General features: G+C 57.5%; 16 protein-coding genes. 3 read left to right on the top strand and 13 right to left on the bottom strand.

Features of this window, described 5'->3' with window-relative positions:
• Positions 1-2 precede the first annotated feature (2 nt).
• Together rimP and pip are read right to left on the bottom strand one after the other, a co-directional pair.
• Entirely contained in the window at positions 3-608 is a 606-nt protein-coding gene (gene rimP, locus EV660_RS13845) for a ribosome maturation factor RimP (RefSeq protein ID WP_071479538.1), read from the bottom strand.
• A gap of 332 nt (positions 609-940) precedes the next feature.
• Complete coding sequence (gene pip, locus EV660_RS13840) at positions 941-1,933, bottom strand: prolyl aminopeptidase (RefSeq protein ID WP_071479539.1); 993 nt, start codon at positions 1,931-1,933, stop codon at positions 941-943.
• A gap of 66 nt (positions 1,934-1,999) precedes the next feature.
• On the opposite strand from pip, the gene ubiG reads away from it, so the two are divergent.
• A complete protein-coding gene (gene ubiG, locus EV660_RS13835; protein WP_071479540.1) occupies positions 2,000-2,737 on the top strand; it encodes a bifunctional 2-polyprenyl-6-hydroxyphenol methylase/3-demethylubiquinol 3-O-methyltransferase UbiG in 738 nt (245 codons plus the stop codon).
• Positions 2,738-2,773: 36 nt separating this feature from the next.
• On the opposite strand, the gene EV660_RS13830 is transcribed toward ubiG, so the two are convergent.
• Entirely contained in the window at positions 2,774-3,577 is an 804-nt protein-coding gene (locus EV660_RS13830; RefSeq protein WP_071479541.1) for an undecaprenyl-diphosphate phosphatase, read from the bottom strand.
• 208 nt (positions 3,578-3,785) lie between these two features.
• Between EV660_RS13830 and EV660_RS13825 the strand changes: the two genes are divergently transcribed.
• Both EV660_RS13825 and gltB read left to right on the top strand, forming a co-directional pair.
• Positions 3,786-5,228 (top strand): NAD(P)-dependent oxidoreductase, encoded by a 1,443-nt coding sequence (locus tag EV660_RS13825; RefSeq protein ID WP_071479542.1) that lies wholly within the window; start codon positions 3,786-3,788, stop codon positions 5,226-5,228.
• Between the two features lie 31 nt (positions 5,229-5,259).
• The gene (gene gltB / locus EV660_RS13820) at positions 5,260-9,798 is read left to right on the top strand and encodes a glutamate synthase large subunit (protein WP_071479543.1); all 4,539 of its coding nucleotides are present in this window, start codon (positions 5,260-5,262) and stop codon (positions 9,796-9,798) included.
• A gap of 159 nt (positions 9,799-9,957) precedes the next feature.
• Here gltB and EV660_RS13815 read toward each other — a convergent pair whose 3' ends face one another.
• From EV660_RS13815 to EV660_RS18840, 10 genes are all read right to left on the bottom strand, one after another.
• Positions 9,958-11,424 (bottom strand): inorganic phosphate transporter, encoded by a 1,467-nt coding sequence (locus EV660_RS13815; protein WP_071481859.1) that lies wholly within the window; start codon positions 11,422-11,424, stop codon positions 9,958-9,960.
• A gap of 73 nt (positions 11,425-11,497) precedes the next feature.
• A complete protein-coding gene (locus EV660_RS13810; RefSeq protein ID WP_232727330.1) occupies positions 11,498-12,007 on the bottom strand; it encodes an NUDIX hydrolase in 510 nt (169 codons plus the stop codon).
• 30 nt (positions 12,008-12,037) lie between these two features.
• On the bottom strand, positions 12,038-12,454 hold the full coding sequence (gene arfB / locus EV660_RS13805) for an alternative ribosome rescue aminoacyl-tRNA hydrolase ArfB (RefSeq protein WP_071481861.1): 417 nt from the start codon (positions 12,452-12,454) through the stop codon (positions 12,038-12,040).
• Positions 12,455-12,707: 253 nt separating this feature from the next.
• A complete protein-coding gene (locus EV660_RS13800) occupies positions 12,708-13,343 on the bottom strand; it encodes a queuosine precursor transporter (protein ID WP_071479544.1) in 636 nt (211 codons plus the stop codon).
• A gap of 167 nt (positions 13,344-13,510) precedes the next feature.
• Positions 13,511-15,166, bottom strand: a complete 1,656-nt coding sequence (locus EV660_RS13795) for a bifunctional metallophosphatase/5'-nucleotidase (RefSeq protein ID WP_071479545.1) — start codon at positions 15,164-15,166, stop codon at positions 13,511-13,513.
• A 141-nt stretch (positions 15,167-15,307) separates the two neighbouring features.
• A complete protein-coding gene (gene mepA / locus EV660_RS13790; protein WP_071479546.1) occupies positions 15,308-16,192 on the bottom strand; it encodes a penicillin-insensitive murein endopeptidase in 885 nt (294 codons plus the stop codon).
• Complete coding sequence (locus EV660_RS13785; RefSeq protein ID WP_084635054.1) at positions 16,168-17,529, bottom strand: MFS transporter; 1,362 nt, start codon at positions 17,527-17,529, stop codon at positions 16,168-16,170. Before EV660_RS13785 ends, mepA begins: the two co-directional genes overlap by 25 nt.
• Before the next feature lie 228 nt (positions 17,530-17,757).
• Positions 17,758-18,243 carry a fasciclin domain-containing protein gene (locus tag EV660_RS13780; RefSeq protein ID WP_071479548.1) on the bottom strand — a complete coding sequence of 162 codons (486 nt, stop codon included), beginning with the start codon at positions 18,241-18,243 and terminating at the stop codon, positions 17,758-17,760.
• A gap of 192 nt (positions 18,244-18,435) precedes the next feature.
• Positions 18,436-18,879, bottom strand: coding sequence for a DUF302 domain-containing protein (locus tag EV660_RS13775; RefSeq protein ID WP_084634656.1), 444 nt, complete (start codon positions 18,877-18,879; stop codon positions 18,436-18,438).
• Between the two features lie 135 nt (positions 18,880-19,014).
• A partial coding sequence (locus tag EV660_RS18840; protein WP_211116225.1) for a hypothetical protein occupies positions 19,015-19,326 on the bottom strand: 312 nt, incomplete at its 5' end.

The following is a 19,326-nucleotide window of genomic DNA, read 5'->3' as shown; positions in this document are numbered from 1 at the left end:
TCTCAGTCCTCCTGATGGGGCGCATCTTGCGCGTCCGCTTGCGTTTCTTCTTCAATCTCGTCGAATTGGCTTTCGTCGAATGCGCCGCTTTCCTTGCGGGCGCGGAGCATCTCGGCGATCAAGTCATCTGTCAGCACCAACTTTGCGTCCGACAACCAGTCGAATTGCAGACCGATGGTGACCGGCTCTCCGTTCTCTTCAATCTCGATCAGAACCTCATCGCCCTCGACGCCTGCAAGCTCGCCCTTGAAGCGGCGGCGTCCGTCGATCAGTTCGGTTGTTTCCAGCCGGGCTTCATAGCCTTCCCAGGCGGCAAAATCCTTCAACCGGGTCAGGGGGCGGTCAATTCCGGGGCTGGACACTTCGAGGGTGTAGGCATCCTCAAGCGGATCTTCAACATCCAGCGCGGCAGAGACAGCTGTGGAAATCGCCGCGCAATCGGCAACCTCGATCCCGCCATCAGGGCGATCGGCCATGATTTGCAATGTCCGCATCTTGCCCGACATAAGCCGAAGGCGCACCAATTCGAAACCAAGCCCCTCTATCACCGGGGTGACGATGCTGGCCAGTCGCTGGTCTAACGATGTTTTGGCGATGAGATCGCTCATTGTTGCCCCTTTCCCGGGCCAAACACAAAAAAACGGGCGCGCGGCCCGTTATGATTTCCGGTGGTGTCTGTACGTCAGACGCCGCTGTTGGTGCGTTGCCTAAATCAGTTGCGCCCAGAGATCAAGCGAAACTGACATGGAACACTCAAATATTGAGGCAGCAGCACCGCAAGGGTAAGTTGCACTTTGGCGACCAAGGGTATTGCTTGCGCCTGTTAGCCTGTCACCCAGCCAAAGCCAAACTGCCAGAAATGTGACGCCATGGCCTTACCATAGCGTGCGCCCTGCGATCAAAAAGGCAAACGGCGCATCATGCGGCAGAGCTGGGGTTTTCACAGCCTCAGCCGATGACCCTCGTGGCGCAAGTGGTTCATGACCCGCAACAATTCAGCGCTTATGCCGGGTTCTGACAGCGCGTGGCCTGCAACAGGCACCATTTCCAGTCGCGACCTGCCCCAGGCTGAATGCAAATTCCACGCTGTCTGCGGTGGGCAGATCATGTCGTAACGCCCTTGAACAATGGTGCCGGGCACGTCTTGCATACGGTAAAGCCCCCGCATCAGCGCCCCATCCTCACCAAGAAAACAGCCATTGGCAAAATAATGGTTTTCCAACCGGGCAAAGGCGCGGGCATAATCGCTTGGCGCATCACCAACTCCCAGACCGCGCGTCTCGATCGAGGCGAGGGCGTTTTCCCATCGGGTCCAGCTGCGCGCGAATCGGTTCTCCTCATGCGTATTGCCGCTGAACAGCCGTCTGGAATAGGCGGCGATCAGGTCATCATGTTCCTCTTCGGGAACGGGGCGGATGAACTGCGCCCATATTTCCGGGAAGAAACGGGCAGCCCCACCGCCGTAGAACCAGTTCAATTCGGCTTTTGTGCCAAGAAAGACGCCGCGCAAGATAAGATAGGCGGCCCGGTCGGGATGCGCCTGCGCGTAAGCCAGCGATAATGTCGCCCCCCAGCTGCCGCCAAAGACCATCCAGCGCGAAATCCCCAAGGTTTCACGAATCAGTTCGATATCGGCGATCAGGTGTTGCGTTGTGTTGGCCGTAACGGACGCAGCCGGTTTGGAGCGGCCACAACCGCGCTGGTCAAACAGGATAACGCGATATGTGGACGGATCGAAGAAACGCCGCATGGTGGGGCTGCACCCGCCGCCGGGCCCGCCATGCAGAACGACCACAGGAATCCCGTTTGGATGGCCTGATTGTTCCACATAGACGCGGTGCCCGTCCCCAACATCCAGAAGGCGCTGGTCGAACGGGTCGCAAATCGGATATAGCGCCGATCCTGTGGTGTCATGTCCTGCAGACTTGTCCATAATGAATACTATATAGTGTGAAAAGCCGACCTGCCATAAGCATGTCACGAAAAAGCTGGAGGAAGCATGGGTGTGTCAACAATAGATCCCGGCGAGATTGCAAAATTCGAGGCGATGGCCGCAGAGTGGTGGGACCCCAACGGGAAATTCAAACCCCTGCACATGCTCAACCCATGCAGACTGGATTACATCACGCAGCAAATCGCCGCAGAGTTTGACCGCGATCTGACGCAGCCAAAGCCGTTTGCGGGCCTGCGTATTCTGGATATCGGGTGCGGTGGTGGGCTGCTGTCTGAACCGATGGCGCGTTTGGGCGCGGATGTCGTGGGCGCGGATGCTGCCGAAGGCAACCTGCCCGTAGCCCGGGTACATGCCGCACAGCAGGGGTTAGAGATTGATTACCGCCATACCAGCGCCGAAGACCTGGTCACTCAAGGTGAGCAATTCGACGTGGTGCTGAATATGGAGGTGATCGAGCATGTGGCCGACCCGCTGGCATTTCTGACGGCTTGCCACAATCTGTTGGTGCCGGGCGGGTTGATGATCTGCTCAACGCTGAACCGCACTGCGAAAAGCTTTGCGATGGCGATTGTCGGCGCAGAATATGTGATGCGCTGGTTGCCAAAGGGCACGCATGAGTGGTCAAAATTCATCACGCCGGAGGAACTCTATACGCTTTTGCAAAATGCAGGGCTGAACCCGGTGGACCGCAAGGGTCTGGTGTTCGACAAACTGTCATGGGGTTGGTCCATTTCGCAGCGGGACCTGTCGGTGAACTATGTCACAGCCTCGGTCAGGCCGTGACGTGGTGTTTGAGTATTTTTGGCAAGAAAATGCAGTTCAGCTATATGCTATCGCCAGCAGCACAACACCAAGAACAATGCGATAGATAACGTAAGGGGTGAAGCTGACTGTGCGAAGCAGCTTCATCATGAAAACAAGTGCAGCCCATGCCGCGAAAAAGGAAATGAGCGCTGCAATTGCCCCGTCGCGCGCGGCTTGCCAGTCGGCGATACGAACCACGTCAATTCCCATCAGCGCCCCTGAAGCGATGATTGTTGGGATTGACATGAGCATCGAGAGTTTCGCCGCATCGTGGCGGCCATACCCCAAAGCGCGCGCCCCCGAGATGACGATGCCGGACCGCGATGTGCCGGGAATAAGCGCGATTGCCTGCCAAAGGCCGAGATAGAGCGCGTGTTTCATCGTCCAGCCGGTGGCCGTGCGGGTCTGTTCGCCAATGCGGTCAGTTATATAAAGCACGATCCCGAAAATGATCATCATCCAGCCGATAACGGCGATGGAGCGCAGCATGTCCATGATGCCGAAGATTTTGAAGATCAGGCCAAGGATGATAACCGGAATTGTCGCGATGATCAGGCAGAGGGCCAGAAATCCGCCGCGCGTCTCGATCCGCCCGCGGACGAGTTCGGGGACTCCACGTGCGGCCAGTCCGACATCGGCGCGGAAATACCAGCAGACAGCAAAGAGGGTCCCGACATGGACGGCGACATCAATAACAAGACCCTGATCGTCCAGTTGTGTCAGGGCGGGCAGCAGGATCAGGTGGCCGGAAGAGGAGACCGGCAGGAATTCGGTAACGCCCTGAATGATCGCCAGCAAAAATAAATGGAAGAGTGACATGCCCAACCTCGTTACAGTTCCTGCACTCTAGTGCCAACCGCTGGAAAGTGGAATCGGCAAAATAGGTAAGTAGTAGTGACATAAAAATGCTGAATATAACCCAGAAAAGATCGCATCAGGGCAAAATACCGACAAATAGGTCAGTAATTCTGACTTTTCATGCGATATAAGCCTGTGTAAAAGGGCGAAAATTCCTGGAGGATCAGCCATGGCGAAACAGCAAATGCTCCGCTTTGTGACGCTTGAGAAAGAGATGCCCGAAAAGCGTCCGCCGAATTTGCGTTCAGAAGACTTTAACGAGATCTATGCCGAATATGCTGAAGAAAAAGCAGCAGATCAGGCCGGGCGGTGCAGCCAGTGTGGCGTGCCCTATTGCCAGAGCCATTGCCCTTTGCACAACAACATTCCCGACTGGCTGATGATGACTGCAACAGGGCGGTTGCAGGAAGCCTATGAGTTAAGTCAGGCAACAAATACTTTCCCGGAAATTTGTGGTCGAATCTGCCCGCAGGACCGGCTGTGCGAAGGGAACTGCGTGATTGAGCAGGCAGGCCACGGCACAGTGACCATTGGTTCGGTCGAGAAATACATCACTGATACCGCGTGGGAAAAAGGCTGGGTCAAGCCGATCACGCCCGTCTCTGAGCGGGGCGAGTCTGTGGCGATCATCGGGGCCGGGCCGGGTGGATTGGCGGCCGCAGATATGCTGCGCCGCGCAGGTGTGCAGGTAACGGTTTATGACCGCTATGACCGCGCAGGTGGGCTGATGACCTATGGCATTCCCGGCTTCAAGCTGGAAAAACCCGTGGTCATGCGCCGGATTGAACAGTTGGAACAAGGCGGTGTTGAATTTGTGCTGAACTGCACCGTGGGCGAAGACATTACTTTCGACGCAATCCGTGGAAAGCATGACGCAGTGCTGATCGCCACGGGCGTCTACAAGTCGCGCGATCTGACAGCCCCGAATGCCAATGCCACCGGGCTGGTCAAGGCGCTGGACTATCTGACTGCCTCCAACCGCAAGAGCTTCGGCGATGATGTGCCAGAATTTGACAGCGGTGATCTGGATGCGCGTGGCAAACGCGTTGTCGTGATCGGTGGTGGTGATACTGCGATGGATTGCGTGCGTACCGCCGTGCGGCAGGGGGCCAAGTCTGTGCGCTGCCTGTATCGTCGCGACCGCGAGAATATGCCCGGTTCCCGCCGCGAAACGCAGAACGCCGAGGAGGAAGGTGTCGAATTCGTCTGGCTGTCGGCTCCATCGGGATTCGTGACTGATGATGACGGCAATCTGACTGGTGTCCGGGTGCAGAAAATGCGTCTGGGCCAGCCAGATGCCACAGGCCGCCGCGCGCCAGAGGTCATTGAGGGCGCAGATTACACCGAAGAGTCGGACCTTGCCATCATGGCGCTGGGCTTCGAGCCGGAAGACCTGCCAGCCCTGTGGGGTGTGCCGGAATTGACGGTGACACGCTGGGGAACGATCAAGGCCAAGTTCAACACGCATGAAACAGATTTGCCGGGCGTCTGGGCGGTCGGTGATATCGTGCGCGGTGCCAGCCTTGTTGTCTGGGCCATCCGCGATGGACGCGAAGCCGCAGAGTCTATTCTGACCTATCTTTCGGCCCCCGCACGGGTTGCGGCCGAATAATCCTTAGTCCTTTGCCAAAGGAACCTGAACGATGACGAAATATGATGCAGAATGGGCCGCAAACGAAGAAGCGCGCCGCGCCTATATTGCCGAGCATGGCCTTTACAAAGCCGAAGATGAGCATTCTTCCTGTGGTGTCGGGCTTGTTGTCTCGCTGGACGGTGCGCCCTCGCGCAAGGTGGTCGAGAACGGGATCGAGGCGCTGAAAGCCATCTGGCACCGTGGCGCGGTCGATGCCGATGGAAAGACGGGTGACGGGGCTGGCATTCATGTCCAGATCCCTGTGCAGTTTTTCTATGACAAGATCCGTCGCACTGGCCACGAGCCGCGCATGGACCAGTTGATCGCAGTTGGGCAGGTCTTCTTGCCGCGCACGGATTTCGCCGCGCAGGAACGGTCGCGCACGATTGTCGAAACCGAAGTGCTGCGCATGGGCTATTCGATCTATGGCTGGCGGCATGTGCCTGTCGATGTGACGGTTCTGGGCGAAAAGGCGAATGCCACCCGCCCTGAAATCGAGCAGATCCTGATCCGCAATTCCAAGGAAACCGATGAAGAGACGTTCGAGCGCGAACTCTATGTTATCCGCCGCCGGATTGAAAAAGCGATTTCGGCTGCCGGGATAGCGGGTTTCTACATTTGTTCGTTGTCTTGCCGGTCGGTCATCTACAAGGGTATGATGCTGGCCGAGCAGGTGGCCGAGTTCTACCCCGATCTGAAAGATGACAGGTTTGAATCGGCTTTCGCCATCTATCACCAGCGCTATTCGACCAACACTTTCCCGCAATGGTGGCTGGCGCAACCGTTCCGCATGTTGGCCCATAATGGCGAGATCAACACCCTGAAAGGCAACCTGAACTGGCTGAAAAGCCATGAGATTCGCATGGCCTCTGGCGCATTCGGTGAGATGGCCGAGGATATCAAGCCCATCGTCGCCTCTGGTGCCTCGGATTCGGCGGCGCTGGATTCGGTCTTCGAAGTGTTGGTGCGCGCCGGGCGCAATGCGCCCATGGCAAAAACCATGCTGGTGCCAGAAGCGTGGTCCAAACAGGCGGTCGAAATGCCCGAAGCCTGGCGCGACATGTATTCTTACTGCAATTCGGTGATGGAGCCGTGGGACGGCCCGGCCGCGCTTGCCATGACGGACGGGCGCTGGGTCTGTGCAGGGCTTGACCGCAACGGGTTGCGCCCGATGCGCTATGTGGTCACCGGCGACGGCCTGCTGATCGCAGGGTCCGAGGCCGGGATGGTTGTGGTCGATGAACTGGCCGTGCGCGAAAAAGGCGCGCTTGGGCCGGGGCAGATGATTGCGGTCGATATGAAAGAGGCCAAGCTCTATCACGACACCGACATCAAGGACAAACTTGCCAATTCGCAGCCATTTGGCGCGTGGAATGACAAGATTGTCGATCTGAACGAAAAGCTGCGTGACGTGCCCGAAGCACGCGGGATGGAGCCTGCCGACCTGCGCCGCCGTCAGGTGGCCGCCGGGTTCACCATTGAAGAGATCGAGCAGGTTCTGGCCCCGATGGCCGAAGACGGCAAGGAAATGATCGCCTCTATGGGCGATGACACCCCGGCTGCGGTTCTGTCCAAAGTGTATCGCCCCTTGTCACACTACTTCCGCCAGAACTTCAGCCAGGTGACAAACCCGGCCATCGACAGTCTGCGCGAGTACCGGGTGATGAGCCTGAACACGCGCTTTGGCAACCTGAAGAACGTGCTGGATGAAGATAGCAGCCAGACCGAAATTCTGGTTCTGGAAAGCCCCTTCGTGGCCAATGGCGAATTTGCCGAAATGGTGCGTGAGTTTGGCGACCAGGTGGCCTTTGTCGATTGCACCTTTCCTGTCGGCGCGGGCGAGGAAGCGTTGCGCGACGGGTTGGAGCGTATCCGCTCCGAAGCAGAGGATGCTGTCCGTTCGGGTGCCGGCCACCTTGTTCTGACAGATGAAAATCAGGACATGGACAAAGTTGCCATGCCCATGATCCTTGCGACAAGTGCCGTGCATAGCTGGCTTACCCGCAAAGGGCTTAGAACCTTCTGTTCGTTGAATGTGCGCTCGGCCGAATGTATCGACCCGCATTACTTTGCCGTGCTTATCGGCAGCGGCGCGACGACTGTGAACGCCTATCTGGCGCAGGAAACCATTGCCGACCGGATTGACCGTGGCCTGATCGAAGGCAGCCTGATCGACGCCATGCGCCGCTACCGCGAGGCGATCAATCTGGGCTTGCTGAAAATCATGTCCAAGATGGGCATCTCGGTGATTTCGTCCTATCGCGGAGGGCTGAACTTTGAGGCTGTCGGCCTGAGCCGCGCACTTGTGGCAGAGTATTTCCCCGGAATGCAAAGCCGCATCTCTGGCATCGGTCTGCACGGGATTCAGATGAAACTGGAAGAGGTGCACGCAAAGGGCTGGCGCAACGGGCAGGATGTCTTGCCGATTGGCGGGTTTTACAAGGCCCGCCGCTCGGGTGAGCGGCACGCCTGGGAAGCGAGCAGCATGCATTTGCTGCAACAGGCGTGCAACCAGTCCAGTTATGCCTTGTGGAAGCAATATTCTGCGGCGATGCAGGCAAATCCGCCGATCCATCTGCGTGATTTGCTGGATATCAAGCCTTTGGGCAAATCCATCGCAATCGAGGAAGTTGAATCGATCACCGCCATTCGCAAGCGGTTCGTGACACCGGGCATGTCGCTTGGCGCATTGTCGCCCGAAGCGCATATGACGCTGAACATTGCGATGAACCGAATCGGTGCCAAGTCCGATTCCGGCGAGGGCGGCGAAGATCCGGCCCACGCGCATCCGCTGCCCAATGGTGATAACCCCTGCGCCAAGATCAAGCAGGTGGCCTCTGGCCGGTTCGGGGTCACTGCGGAATACCTGAATGCCTGTGAAGAGCTGGAAATCAAGGTCGCCCAAGGCGCCAAGCCCGGCGAGGGCGGCCAGCTTCCGGGTATGAAGGTGACCAAGCTGATCGCGCGCTTACGCCATTCCACACCCGGCGTGACGCTGATCTCTCCGCCGCCGCATCATGACATCTACTCGATCGAGGATCTGGCGCAGTTGATCTATGACCTGAAACAGATCAACCCGCGCGTAAAGGTGACGGTCAAGCTGGTGGCGCAATCTGGCGTTGGCACGATTGCGGCAGGGGTGGCCAAGGCCAAGGCTGATATCATCCTGATTTCGGGCCATAATGGAGGCACCGGGGCCAGCCCCGGCACTTCTATCAAATATGCGGGCCTGCCGTGGGAAATGGGCCTGTCCGAGGCGCATCAGGTGCTTGCCATGAACAAGCTGCGTGAACGCGTGACGCTGCGCACCGATGGTGGGCTGCGCACAGGCCGCGACATTGTCATGGCCGCAATGATGGGCGCAGAGGAATTCGGTATCGGCACTGCCGCCCTGATCGCGATGGGCTGCATCATGGTGCGTCAGTGCCAATCCAATACCTGCCCCGTTGGCGTGTGCACGCAGGACGAAGCCTTGCGCGCCAAGTTCACGGGCAATGCCGACAAGGTGGTGAACCTGATCACATTCTACGCGCAGGAAGTGCGCGAGATCCTGGCCTCTATCGGCGCCCGGTCGCTGGATGAGGTGATCGGCCGTGCCGATCTGCTGGCACAGGTCAGCCGTGGGGCGGCGCATCTGGATGATCTGGACCTCAACCCGCTTCTGCTGACGGTGGATGGTGCAGAAAACATCCGCTATGATCGCAACAAGGCCCGCAATGCAGTGCCGGACACGCTGGATGCTGAAATCATCCGCGATGCTGCGCGTTTCTTCGAAGACGGCGAAAAGATGCAGCTTTCCTATGCAGTGGAAAACACCCACCGCACTGTGGGTACGCGCGCGTCCAGCCATATCGTCAAGCGGTTCGGTATGCGCAACACCCTGCAACCCGACCACCTGACAGTCAAGCTGGCGGGCAGTGCCGGGCAGTCGCTTGGGGCATTTGCTGCGCCCGGCTTGAAGATCGAGGTGTTTGGTGATGCCAATGACTATGTCGGAAAGGGCCTGTCTGGCGGCATGATCGTCGTGCGTCCGCGCATGTCCTCGCCGCTGGTCGCGCGTGACAATACGATCATCGGCAATACCGTCTTGTACGGGGCGACTGGCGGGCACTTGTTTGCTGCGGGCCGCGCGGGCGAGCGTTTTGCGGTGCGAAACTCTGGTGCAAAGGTAGTGATCGAGGGTTGCGGGTCTAACGGGTGTGAATACATGACCGGCGGTGTTGCGGTCATACTCGGGTCAATCGGGGCCAATTTTGGCGCAGGGATGACTGGGGGCATGGCCTATCTCTATGACCCAGAGGGCGTGGCGGCACCATTGATCAATATGGAGTCGCTGGTCACCTGTCCTGTCACTGTGCCGCATTGGGAGGGCGAGCTGAAATCGCTGATCGAGATGCATGCACGCGAAACCGAATCGACACATGCGCTTGAAATTCTGCGAAACTGGGACAGCGAGAAAGCGCATTTCCTGCAAATCTGTCCAAAGGAAATGTTGATTCATCTGCCGCATCCGATCAGCTACGAATCTGAGGCGGTGCCGGCTGAATAATCAGGCTGATGGTCGAAAAAAGGCGCGAAGCAATTGCTTCGCGCCTTTTTCTTTCAGTGAACTGGCGCGCTGGTGACTGCGACCGATGCAGCCTTTTCTGCAAAGCCCCGCACCGTCGTTATCTGTAACCCAAGGCAGAGTTTGGCAAACTGCGGGCTATCACAGCGCAATCAGGTTCATGATGTAAAACAGCATCGCGGATAGAAGCGCTGCAGTCGGCACGGTCACAACCCAAGCGGCCAGAATGGTGACGAAATGCGCGCGCCGTACAACCTTCTTGCGTTTGCGCACCTCAACGGGGCTGGTTGTATCTACACGTTTTTCTTTCAGGATGCGTTCGTGATACCACTCTCTGAAAAAGCCAACGCCAAAGATCGCGCCAATGGCGATATGGGTGGAACTGACTGGCAGGCCCAACCATGATGCAAAAATAACAGTGATCGCCGCCGCAAGCGCCACGCAATAGGCGCGCATGGCGTTCAGTCGCGTGATTTCGCTGCCGACAATGTTGATCAGCTTTGGTCCGAACAGCAACAGCCCGATGGACAGGCCGATCCCGCCGATCAGCATAACCCATAGCGGGATGCCGACCGCATCTGATGCGTCCCCTGCCTGAACTGCGTGCACGATGGCTGCAACAGGGCCGATGGCATTGGCGACATCATTTGCCCCATGCGCAAAGGACAACAGCGCGGCCGAGAAGATCAGCGGAATGTTGAACAGGATTTTCAACGATTTCTTGCGATTCTCCATCCCCTCGCTTTGGCGGCGAATGACCGGGCGCATTGCGAAAGTCAGCACGACGCCGACACCCAGCCCGATCAGCACTGCGGTGCCAAAAGGGATTTTGATGAGCTTGTCCAAGCCCTTGAGCGAAAGATAGGTCGCAAAACACCCGCCCATGATGCCGATCAGGATGGGAACCCAGTAGCGCGCGGCCTCGATCATGTTGGGACGGTAGATGATGCGGGACTTGATGATCGCCAGGAAAAAGGCTGCAAAAATGCCGCCCAGTACTGGCGAAATTACCCAGCTTGCTGCGATTCTGCCCATCATGGGCCAGTTCACAGCGGCAAAACCGGCCGCCGCGATGCCTGCGCCCATCACACCGCCAACAATGGAATGTGTTGTGGACACGGGCGCACCGACCCATGTCGCCAGATTGATCCAGAGCGCCCCTGCCAGAAGTGCGGCCATCATCGCCCAGATGAACACCTGTGTTTCCGCAACCGATTCTGGCGCGATGATCCCGCGTGAAACAGTGCCGACCACATCGCCCCCCGCGATCAGGGCGCCTGCGGTTTCACATAAAGCGGCCACAATAAGCGCGGTGCCAATCGTCAGCGCGCGCGCACCGACAGCGGGGCCCATATTGTTGGCGACATCATTCGCACCGATATTGATCGCCATATACGCGCCGATAATAGCTGCCGCGATCACCACCAGACCCAGCGGCTCGAAGCCGATGAATGCTGCAACGGCCAGACCCGTAATGGCCATGAAGGCAAGTGCAAGCCCTGGCGCAACTAGCGGACGCGACGTATAGGCCACCGCTTGTTCCATTGCGGAAATGCGGTCGAGATCCTTATTCAGCGTCTTCCAGGATTTCTCTTCAAAATTAGACACGCCGGGCACTCTCTGTCATCAAACTGTCATGGAGGGCAGTATCAGAGGTGTCCGAAGGCGACAATCACCTTGGCTATGTCTGGTTTGATTGTTCTGCGAGCCGTTGCAGCAATGCTTTCAATTCGGGCGGTTTCACGACTTCGGCGGCTTCGGATAGGGAAAACCACTGCCGCGTGCGCTTGTTCGATTCGGGGTATGTGTCGCGCAATTCGGACACATCCAGCCTGAACACCAGCGGACGGCACTGCACAGGCAGGCCGCTTTTCTTGATCTTGGTGTAGGTGAACGCGCCAACAGGTTCCGCGCTGATCGCGCCCTTGACACCCGCTTCTTCCCAAGCCTCGATCGCGGCAGCCTGACAAAGTGGCTTGTTGCGCATGGGCCAGCCCTTCGGCGTGATCCAGTTTTCACGCTGCAATGTCTTTACAAGAAGCACTTCCTGCCCTTTTGGGCCATCGCGCAGGCATAGTGCCGCCGCTTGCACAAAGGCAGGGCGGATGAATTCAAGCACATTGTTCAGCATCTCAAGCGGCATTGACCGGACATTCATCTGCTCTGTTTCCCAACTCAACCTGCGTGACATGGTTTTGTTACATTTATATGTCGCACCCGGTCACTCCTGCCCGGGCGGTGCACGCATCGACTTTATTTCGGCGCGCCGTGCCTTGGATTCAAGTCGCCGCCGTTTACTGGCCAGGGTTGGCCGTGTCGGAATGCGCGGTTTTGGACGTTCCAGCGCATTGCGGATAAGTTCGGCAAGGCGCGCGCGCGCGATTTCACGATTGCGCGCCTGAGAACGCGTATCTTCTACCCGCAACACAAGTGCGCCATCCTGTGTCCAGCGCCGCCCTGCCAACCGCCTTAGCCTTGCCTTGACCGGATCAGGCAGGTTTGGGCTGCGTTCTGCCTCGAACCGCAACTCCACAGCGGTTGAGACCTTGTTGACATTCTGCCCACCCGGCCCCGAGGCGCGCGAGAAACTTTCGGTCATTTCCCAGTCTTGCAAGGTGATCTGGTCGTTGATGCGCATGGCCTGCATTCGGGTCGGTGAATCGAAAGGGCCGCCTTGAAAATAGGCGGCCCTAAGCGAGCTTCAGGAGATGGAGCCAATTAGAGCATCGGCCCAATCAGAAGGATGTCCCCCTCGGGACTGCCGTCAGGACACGCCCCCTCTGACTGTCTTCGCACCTCTCTCCAACATCACTCTAGACACTGGACCACCTCCTTTCATTACGTTGCTGTTATGAGGATGGTGGCACAGATTTTGTGTTTGTCAAAAGAAATTATGCGACAGGTTGCGTTAATTTCCTCACGATGAGTCGAAATGGCACCAAAGCAAGCAGTGCGAGTGATAGTTTTACACCCCAATCTGCGACCGCAAGGCTAACCCAGAGCGGCACTGCCGGGCCTACGCCCAGCATTGGCAGGATTTCACCTGCCCATGACACGTCACTGGCCGGCTCAATGAATGTCAGCGTTGCCGAAAAGGCGATGCTGAAAAATAAGGCAGTATCGAGCGTGGAGCCAACAAGCGTCGAGGCGAGCGGCGCGCGCCACCATGCCCCGCCATGCTTGTCCTCTCGCAGGCGGTCGAAAATTGCGACATCGACCAACTGTGCGGTCAGAAACGCGATGCCAGAGCCAAGCGCGATGCGCAGCGTCACAAGCGGGCCGAATTCACCCATGATCTGTGTGCCGATCAGCGAACAGGCAACGCCCACCGCAAAACCCACCCAGACCACGCGCCGCGCAGCAGAGGGACCATAGACGCGGTTCATCACGTCATTGACGAGAAATGCCAGCGGATAGGTAAAAGCCCCCCAAGTGAGCCAGTTTCCGAACAGGAATTGAACGAGGATGTTGGAAGCGACAACGATGGCCGCCATGGCAAGAATGCCGGGCAGGTAGGTGCGGGTCATGATATGTTCCGTTTTGACAAGGTTGCGGAGACTTGTGCCTGAAGACCAGCGGCACCTAATGCAGAAATTCCGATCAGGCAAGGCAAGAAATGTATGACCCGCGTGTTCCGGCCCTGACCGGTATCTTGCCCATCCCCGGCGCTGCGCCGGGGATGGGTGCGAACAGGCTATTGAACTATACGCCCATCAAGCACAGGGGCGAAGGGTTCGTTTTCAGAAAGGTATCGGGCCAGTATTTCGGCAAGATCAATCGCTGTGTCGTAACCGTTCATCCCACCATCGCGCAGCATGGCATATCCATCCCCGCCGCCAGCCATGAAATTGTTGGTCACAAGGCCATAGATTTCGGCCGGTTGAAGCGCTGTCCATCCCTCTGCGCTCATGACTTCGACGTCCGAGACGCGCCCGGAATTGGGGGCGACAGATAAATCCAGTTTGAATCTGATCCCCGCCACCTGGGGGAAACGCCCTGCGCCGTCTTCGACATCATTGACGCCATGCTCCAGCGCGGCCAGCAATGTCTCACCCGAAACTTCTAGCGTATAGAGGGTGTTCTGAAATGGTAAAACCGTCAGCACATCGCCCAATGTTGCGGTTCCTGCCCCCATAGAGGCCCGCAGCCCCCCGCCATTGGTCAGGGCAATCTGGATGCCCTGATGCGCGACTTCAGAAAGCATCGCATCGGTGACGGTATTGCCCATCTCGCACTCTCCCGCGCGGCAGGTTTCGCGGCTCCCGTCAATATCAGCGGCCAGTTCTGCAACTGGACGACGGGTCATTTCCTCGATCGGGGCGCGCAAGGGTGCGATCAGCGCTTCAATATCTTCGGCGGGGGCAAAACTTGCATCCAGCAGCACAGTATCGCCCGTCGCAGAAACGACTGCGCCATCTTCGGCAAATTCCAGCGTCAAGTTGCCAAGATAGCGCGAGAAGGCGAATGCCTGCACAATTGGCACTGCCCGGCCTGACGGGCTTTCGACCAGTGTGGCATATTCGACCGCGCCCTCTTCGGTATTCGACATCAATGTGTGGCTATGCCCGCCGATGATGGCGGAAATGCCGTCTACTTCCGCCGCGATCTGTTGGTCGCGTCCGAAGCCCACATGGCTGAGCACAAGTATCTTGGTAATGCCCTGACCCTGCAATTCGGCCACGCCTTCGCGCAGATGTTCGATTTCATCCTGAAAAGTGACGTCCTCGCCAGGAGAGGACAGGAAGACCGTATCAGGTGTGGTAATCCCCAGAATACCGATCTGTTCGCCGTTGCGTTCGACCACCACATGCGGCGCGATCTTGTCCGCAAGCACAGACCCTTCAGCAACCTTGATATTGCCAGACACAACCGGAAAATCGGCTTCTTCTATCATCCGGGCAAGGTTTTCGGGGCCACGATTGAATTCGTGATTGCCAATGCCCATCGCATCAAAGCCGATGGCGTTCATCATCTGCACTTCGGCCCGTCCGCCATAGGTCGTGTAATACAACGTCCCTTGTGACTGGTCGCCCGCATCCAGCGTCAGAACCGGGCGGCCCTGTTCGTCATGTGTGGCGCGATACTGGCGAATCGCGGTTGCAAGACGTGCCGCGCCGCCGAAACAGTTGCTGTCTTCAGCGTCAGAGGGGGAGCAATTGGAATTGAAGCGGCTGATTTCGTCCACGCGGCTGTGCATGTCGTTTATATGCAGCACTGCCAGTGAAAACCCCGTTCCTGCCTGTGCGGTGCGCAGTGTGAATTGCCCTGCACCTGCCAGCGCCAGACTGGCCCCTGCCACGGACAGAAAGCCACGTCGGCTAAGGGCGGAATTGTCTTTGTGATATGCCATTTTTGGAATCCCCTGTCGCTTGTTTACAGACTGAAAGCATCTTGCAGCGAATACTGTAACTGCGACATGACGCAGTAATGACCGCTCGCAACTGGAAGTCTACGGCGCAAAAGGGGGTGCGCAAGGATTTTTGCCAAACAGTCAGTTAGAAGCAAGAACCTGCTGACATTGTGCCGGAAGATCCGCCATCGTGAACTCTCGCGGGTGCCGTCTGCGGGGTGGGGCGGGTTCGGTGCGTTCGCGCCTTGGCGGGTTCAGGAAATCGGTGACCCACCATTGCAATGTGTCATCACAGCCATTCCCGCCATTTGACAACTCGGCCACGGTCGGGGTCTGTGTGACGCAGTTGCGATCCCCGCGCGGGCATTTCAGGCGTACATGGAAATGGTAGTTATGCCCCACTGCGGGGCGGATCTTCTGAAGCCATGCTGTGTCGGCGCGTGTTGCTGTGCGGCACATTTCCAGTTTCACCGCGGCCGCCACGAAAATCCGGTCAACGCGCGGGTCGAGGGCGGCCTGTTTCATCAGCTCATGGTGCTGAGCCGTCCAGTTGGAATTGATGCTGCGCTGGTCTTGCGTCCGCACCGAGATTGAACTGAGCGATTCGCGTTCGGCCACAGACAGGTTCAGACGGCTGGGCGGCAGCATCCATATATCTATATCCAGCCCGATTTGATGGCTGGCATGGCCCGAAGTCATCGGCCCTCCGCGCGGTTGGCTGATATCGCCGATATATAATCCGCGCCACCCAATCTGGACCGCCTTGCGCGACAGGTCCTGCACATAGGCAATCGCGTCAGGGTGCCCCCAGTTGCGGTTGCGCGACAGCCGCATGGCCTGCCATGTCGGCCCGGTTTCCGGCAGCCGTACCAGACCTGCAGCGCAGCCGTTGGCATAGGACCCTATCGCTTCGGGCTGTTGCAGCGACGGCATGGCATGGCCACCAAACAACTGGTTCGCAAGGGATTGCGCTGCACCCGGCAGGGGGGAAAGGGCAAGGATCAGGGCGAGGAGGGGGATGCGCATTCGAATTCTGGTTCTCCTTCAGCTTTCACCCATAGTAGCAGGATCAGGCCAATTACAAAAAGCACAATCAGAGGGGTCACCCCCAAACGCTGGCTGCCTGTCAGCGTGGTTGTCAGCGCGATCAGCGCGGGCGCGATGAAGGACACAACCTTGCCCGACAAGGCATAAAGGCCAAAGCCTTCGGTCATACGATCCGGGTTTGCCTGCCGCACCATCATTGTGCGCGAGGCTGCCTGAAGGCTGCCACCGCCCGCGCCGATCAATGCGCCGCAAATGTAAAAGACAATATCTGGCAGGTTCGACCCCGCAACCACAGGCGAGAACAACACCATCGTGCGGTCGGTGCTTATAATGACAGTACAGACAACGATCAGCAGCGCAATCGCGCTGACGATCACCGGTTTCGGGCCAAAACGCGAATCAAGTTTGCCTGTCAGCCAGCACGAAAGCGCGCCAACTGCGGCAGCGAGTATGCCGAAAACCCCGATCTGGATAATGGACCATTCCAACACGCCCGCCGCATAGATTCCGCCAAAGGCATAGATGCCATTCAGCGCGTCGCGATAGACCATCGACGACCCCAGATAGGCAAGCAGGCTGCGGCGGCCGGGCAGGGCGCGCAATGACACTTTCAGCTCGGTCAGCCCGCGCCGGATTGCACCAGCGGTGGCTTTTGGCTGCGCTGGTTCCTTGACCCACAAAAAGAACGGAATCACGAAGACCATATACCACAGTGCAGTAAACGGCCCGACAGCGCGGGTGCCTTCGCGCATCTCCGGGTCCAGCCCAAGAATCGGGGCGATTCCCAGCAAGGTGACTCCCCGGTCATTCTCGGCCAGAAGCAGAAGCATGATGAACAGCGAGATCAACCCGCCGATATATCCCAATGCCCAGCCTGTCCCCGATATCTTGCCCCATTCTTCACGCGTGCCAAGCGTCGGCAGCAATGCATTGGTAAAGACAATCCCGTATTCCAACCCGACCATGCCAATGGCGAAGGCCACCAGAATCAGGATCAGCCTACCCTCGTCCGCTTCGGGCACGGCCCACCACAGCATGGTTGAGCCAGCGACATACAGACAAGACCATAGCAATATCCACCTTTTCTTCGCGCCTGAACTGTCGGCAATCGCGCCGAGTACGGGGGCACAGAGTGCTGTCAGAACACCTGCAATGGCCAGCATCCAGCCCCACATGGCCTGTCCCTTAACCGGGTCGGTGGCGACAAATGACGTGAAATAAGGCGCAAAAATGAACGTCAGCAGCAAAATGTTATAGGGCTGGTTGGCCCAGTCGAACATCCACCACCCCCAAACGCGTTTGCGTTTTTGTTCCATATGCCCTCCGGTCATTCATGTGCAGACACTAAGGCAGCGCAAGAACTGGCTGGCAAGAGGGAAAGCCCACCCATCTATGTACTGCGAGAGACGGCCATGATCCCCACACGCTTGCTCCGATCACCATAGCGCTAGGCACATAAAAGAACTGGCGGAATGCACGCATTCCGCCAGCCTGTCTTCATCACGTCGGAGTTGCCGTTTCGGCAACTCAGCGTTGACGCTTCATTATTCCGGCAGGATCACCGAATCGATGACGTGGATCACACCATTGCTGGCTTCGATATCGGCCTGAATGACAGTTGCACCGTCAACCGTTACCGTTTCACCGACGCCAATGGTCACTGACGCACCATTCACGGTTTCTGCCATCATGCCATCTTCCAGATCACCAGACATGACTGTGCCCGGCACAACGTGATAAGTCAGAATCGCTGTCAGCGCCGGAATGTCTTCCAGCAGCCCTTCAACAGTGCCTTCTGGCAGTGCTGCAAAGGCCTCATCCGTCGGTGCAAAGACAGTGAACGGGCCTTCACCTTTCAGCGTGTCGACCAAACCAGCGGCGGTTACTGCGGCGACCAGTGTCGAAAACGCCTCATTGCCTGCCGCAATATCAACAATATCGCCGGGTTGCTCATGCGTATCTGCGATTGCGAAACCAGGCACAGCGATTGTGCCAGCCAGTGCAATAGCGCCAAGTGTCGTTCTGAACATAGTACCCTCCTAGGTTGCATCATTGAGTGATGATGTCCCAGTTACGCCAGGAGGATGGAAAGAGATCAGTTCCCAAAATAATGTGAAGACTGTTGACTGGCGGGTTTGGGTCGCTAAGCCAGCGCTTCCCAAACCTTCCAGTAACGATAACGTGTCAATCGCCCCCAGAAATGCGGGGTCTTATTGGTTCTGTCAGCCGCCAGCAGCCTCGGCGACGATCTGTTGAAGCAGGTAGTTGATGCTGCGCATGGTCGGTTCGTTGAATTCGCGATACCCGACAACGACTGGCGCACCCTCTTCAGCAGACTGATAGACATATACATTATAGGGGCAGAACTGAATGTTGCGCAGCTTGGCTTCCATCACCTCGCGCGACAGCGGTGCCGAGCAGAAAGAGAAAATGCGTGCATCGACGAACAGATCCTTTTCCCCGCCAACATCTTCCTTGGTGCGTTCCAGCATCCGGCCGACATAACTGACGTCATCAATCACCAGCCCTTGATTCGTGATTGCCATCTCAACGTTGAAGACAACATCTTCAAAATCGGCATCGACATCCACAGTGTAAAACCCGTCGCTCCATGCGGGCATTGCCAGCATCGCGGCGACGATAGCGCCCGTTAAGGTGGTTTTCATCGCATCACTCCCTTTGATTGTAGTCACATCTGCGCTGCAACTTTACGCGACTTCTGCCAAAGGGGAAGTGATGCAGATCAAACCTCCATCTCTGTGTGCCTGTCGATGCAAGGGCAAAGCTCTTCCTGATATCCCTTAATTATGACGGTTTCCGGGGGGTGCCGTATTTTTTTTGTGGTTGTTGTGAATTTCTCTCTTGCGTGTTTGTTTTGTATTACCTAGATAGCGCTCACCGGCGGCTGAGAGGTTGCTGGGAGAGGCGGCGGGCTTGAGGGTGACTGAGGGTTTGCTGCTGAGAGATTTTCGAGACAGGGTTGCATGGGGTTGCGCCGGATTGGTGTAGCGCTGTGTATGTTTTTGTCTTGTGTTGTTTGACAGAATTGGAACTTGAAGAGATATGAGGGCGGTTTGGTTCATTTCGATGGATCGGCCCTTCACATATCGGCT

The sequence above is a fragment of the Roseinatronobacter bogoriensis DSM 18756 genome (genome assembly GCF_004366635.1).
In the GTDB taxonomy this organism is placed as follows: Bacteria; Pseudomonadota; Alphaproteobacteria; order Rhodobacterales; family Rhodobacteraceae; genus Roseinatronobacter; species Roseinatronobacter bogoriensis.
The sequence above is the reverse complement of the archived record's forward strand: the minus strand, read 5'-3'. Positions and strand labels throughout refer to the sequence as shown.

Coding starts and splice junctions, on each gene's coding strand:
- rimP (WP_071479538.1), bottom strand. CDS start 608: ATGAGCGATCTCATCGCCAAAACATCGTTAGACCAGCGACTGGCCAGC.
- pip (WP_071479539.1), bottom strand. CDS start 1,933: ATGGACAAGTCTGCAGGACATGACACCACAGGATCGGCGCTATATCCG.
- ubiG (WP_071479540.1), top strand. CDS start 2,000: ATGGGTGTGTCAACAATAGATCCCGGCGAGATTGCAAAATTCGAGGCG.
- EV660_RS13830 (WP_071479541.1), bottom strand. CDS start 3,577: ATGTCACTCTTCCATTTATTTTTGCTGGCGATCATTCAGGGCGTTACC.
- EV660_RS13825 (WP_071479542.1), top strand. CDS start 3,786: ATGGCGAAACAGCAAATGCTCCGCTTTGTGACGCTTGAGAAAGAGATG.
- gltB (WP_071479543.1), top strand. CDS start 5,260: ATGACGAAATATGATGCAGAATGGGCCGCAAACGAAGAAGCGCGCCGC.
- EV660_RS13810 (WP_232727330.1), bottom strand. CDS start 12,007: ATGTCACGCAGGTTGAGTTGGGAAACAGAGCAGATGAATGTCCGGTCA.
- arfB (WP_071481861.1), bottom strand. CDS start 12,454: ATGCGCATCAACGACCAGATCACCTTGCAAGACTGGGAAATGACCGAA.
- EV660_RS13800 (WP_071479544.1), bottom strand. CDS start 13,343: ATGACCCGCACCTACCTGCCCGGCATTCTTGCCATGGCGGCCATCGTT.
- EV660_RS13795 (WP_071479545.1), bottom strand. CDS start 15,166: ATGGCATATCACAAAGACAATTCCGCCCTTAGCCGACGTGGCTTTCTG.
- mepA (WP_071479546.1), bottom strand. CDS start 16,192: ATGCGCATCCCCCTCCTCGCCCTGATCCTTGCCCTTTCCCCCCTGCCG.
- EV660_RS13785 (WP_084635054.1), bottom strand. CDS start 17,529: ATGGAACAAAAACGCAAACGCGTTTGGGGGTGGTGGATGTTCGACTGG.
- EV660_RS13780 (WP_071479548.1), bottom strand. CDS start 18,243: ATGTTCAGAACGACACTTGGCGCTATTGCACTGGCTGGCACAATCGCT.
- EV660_RS13775 (WP_084634656.1), bottom strand. CDS start 18,879: ATGAAAACCACCTTAACGGGCGCTATCGTCGCCGCGATGCTGGCAATG.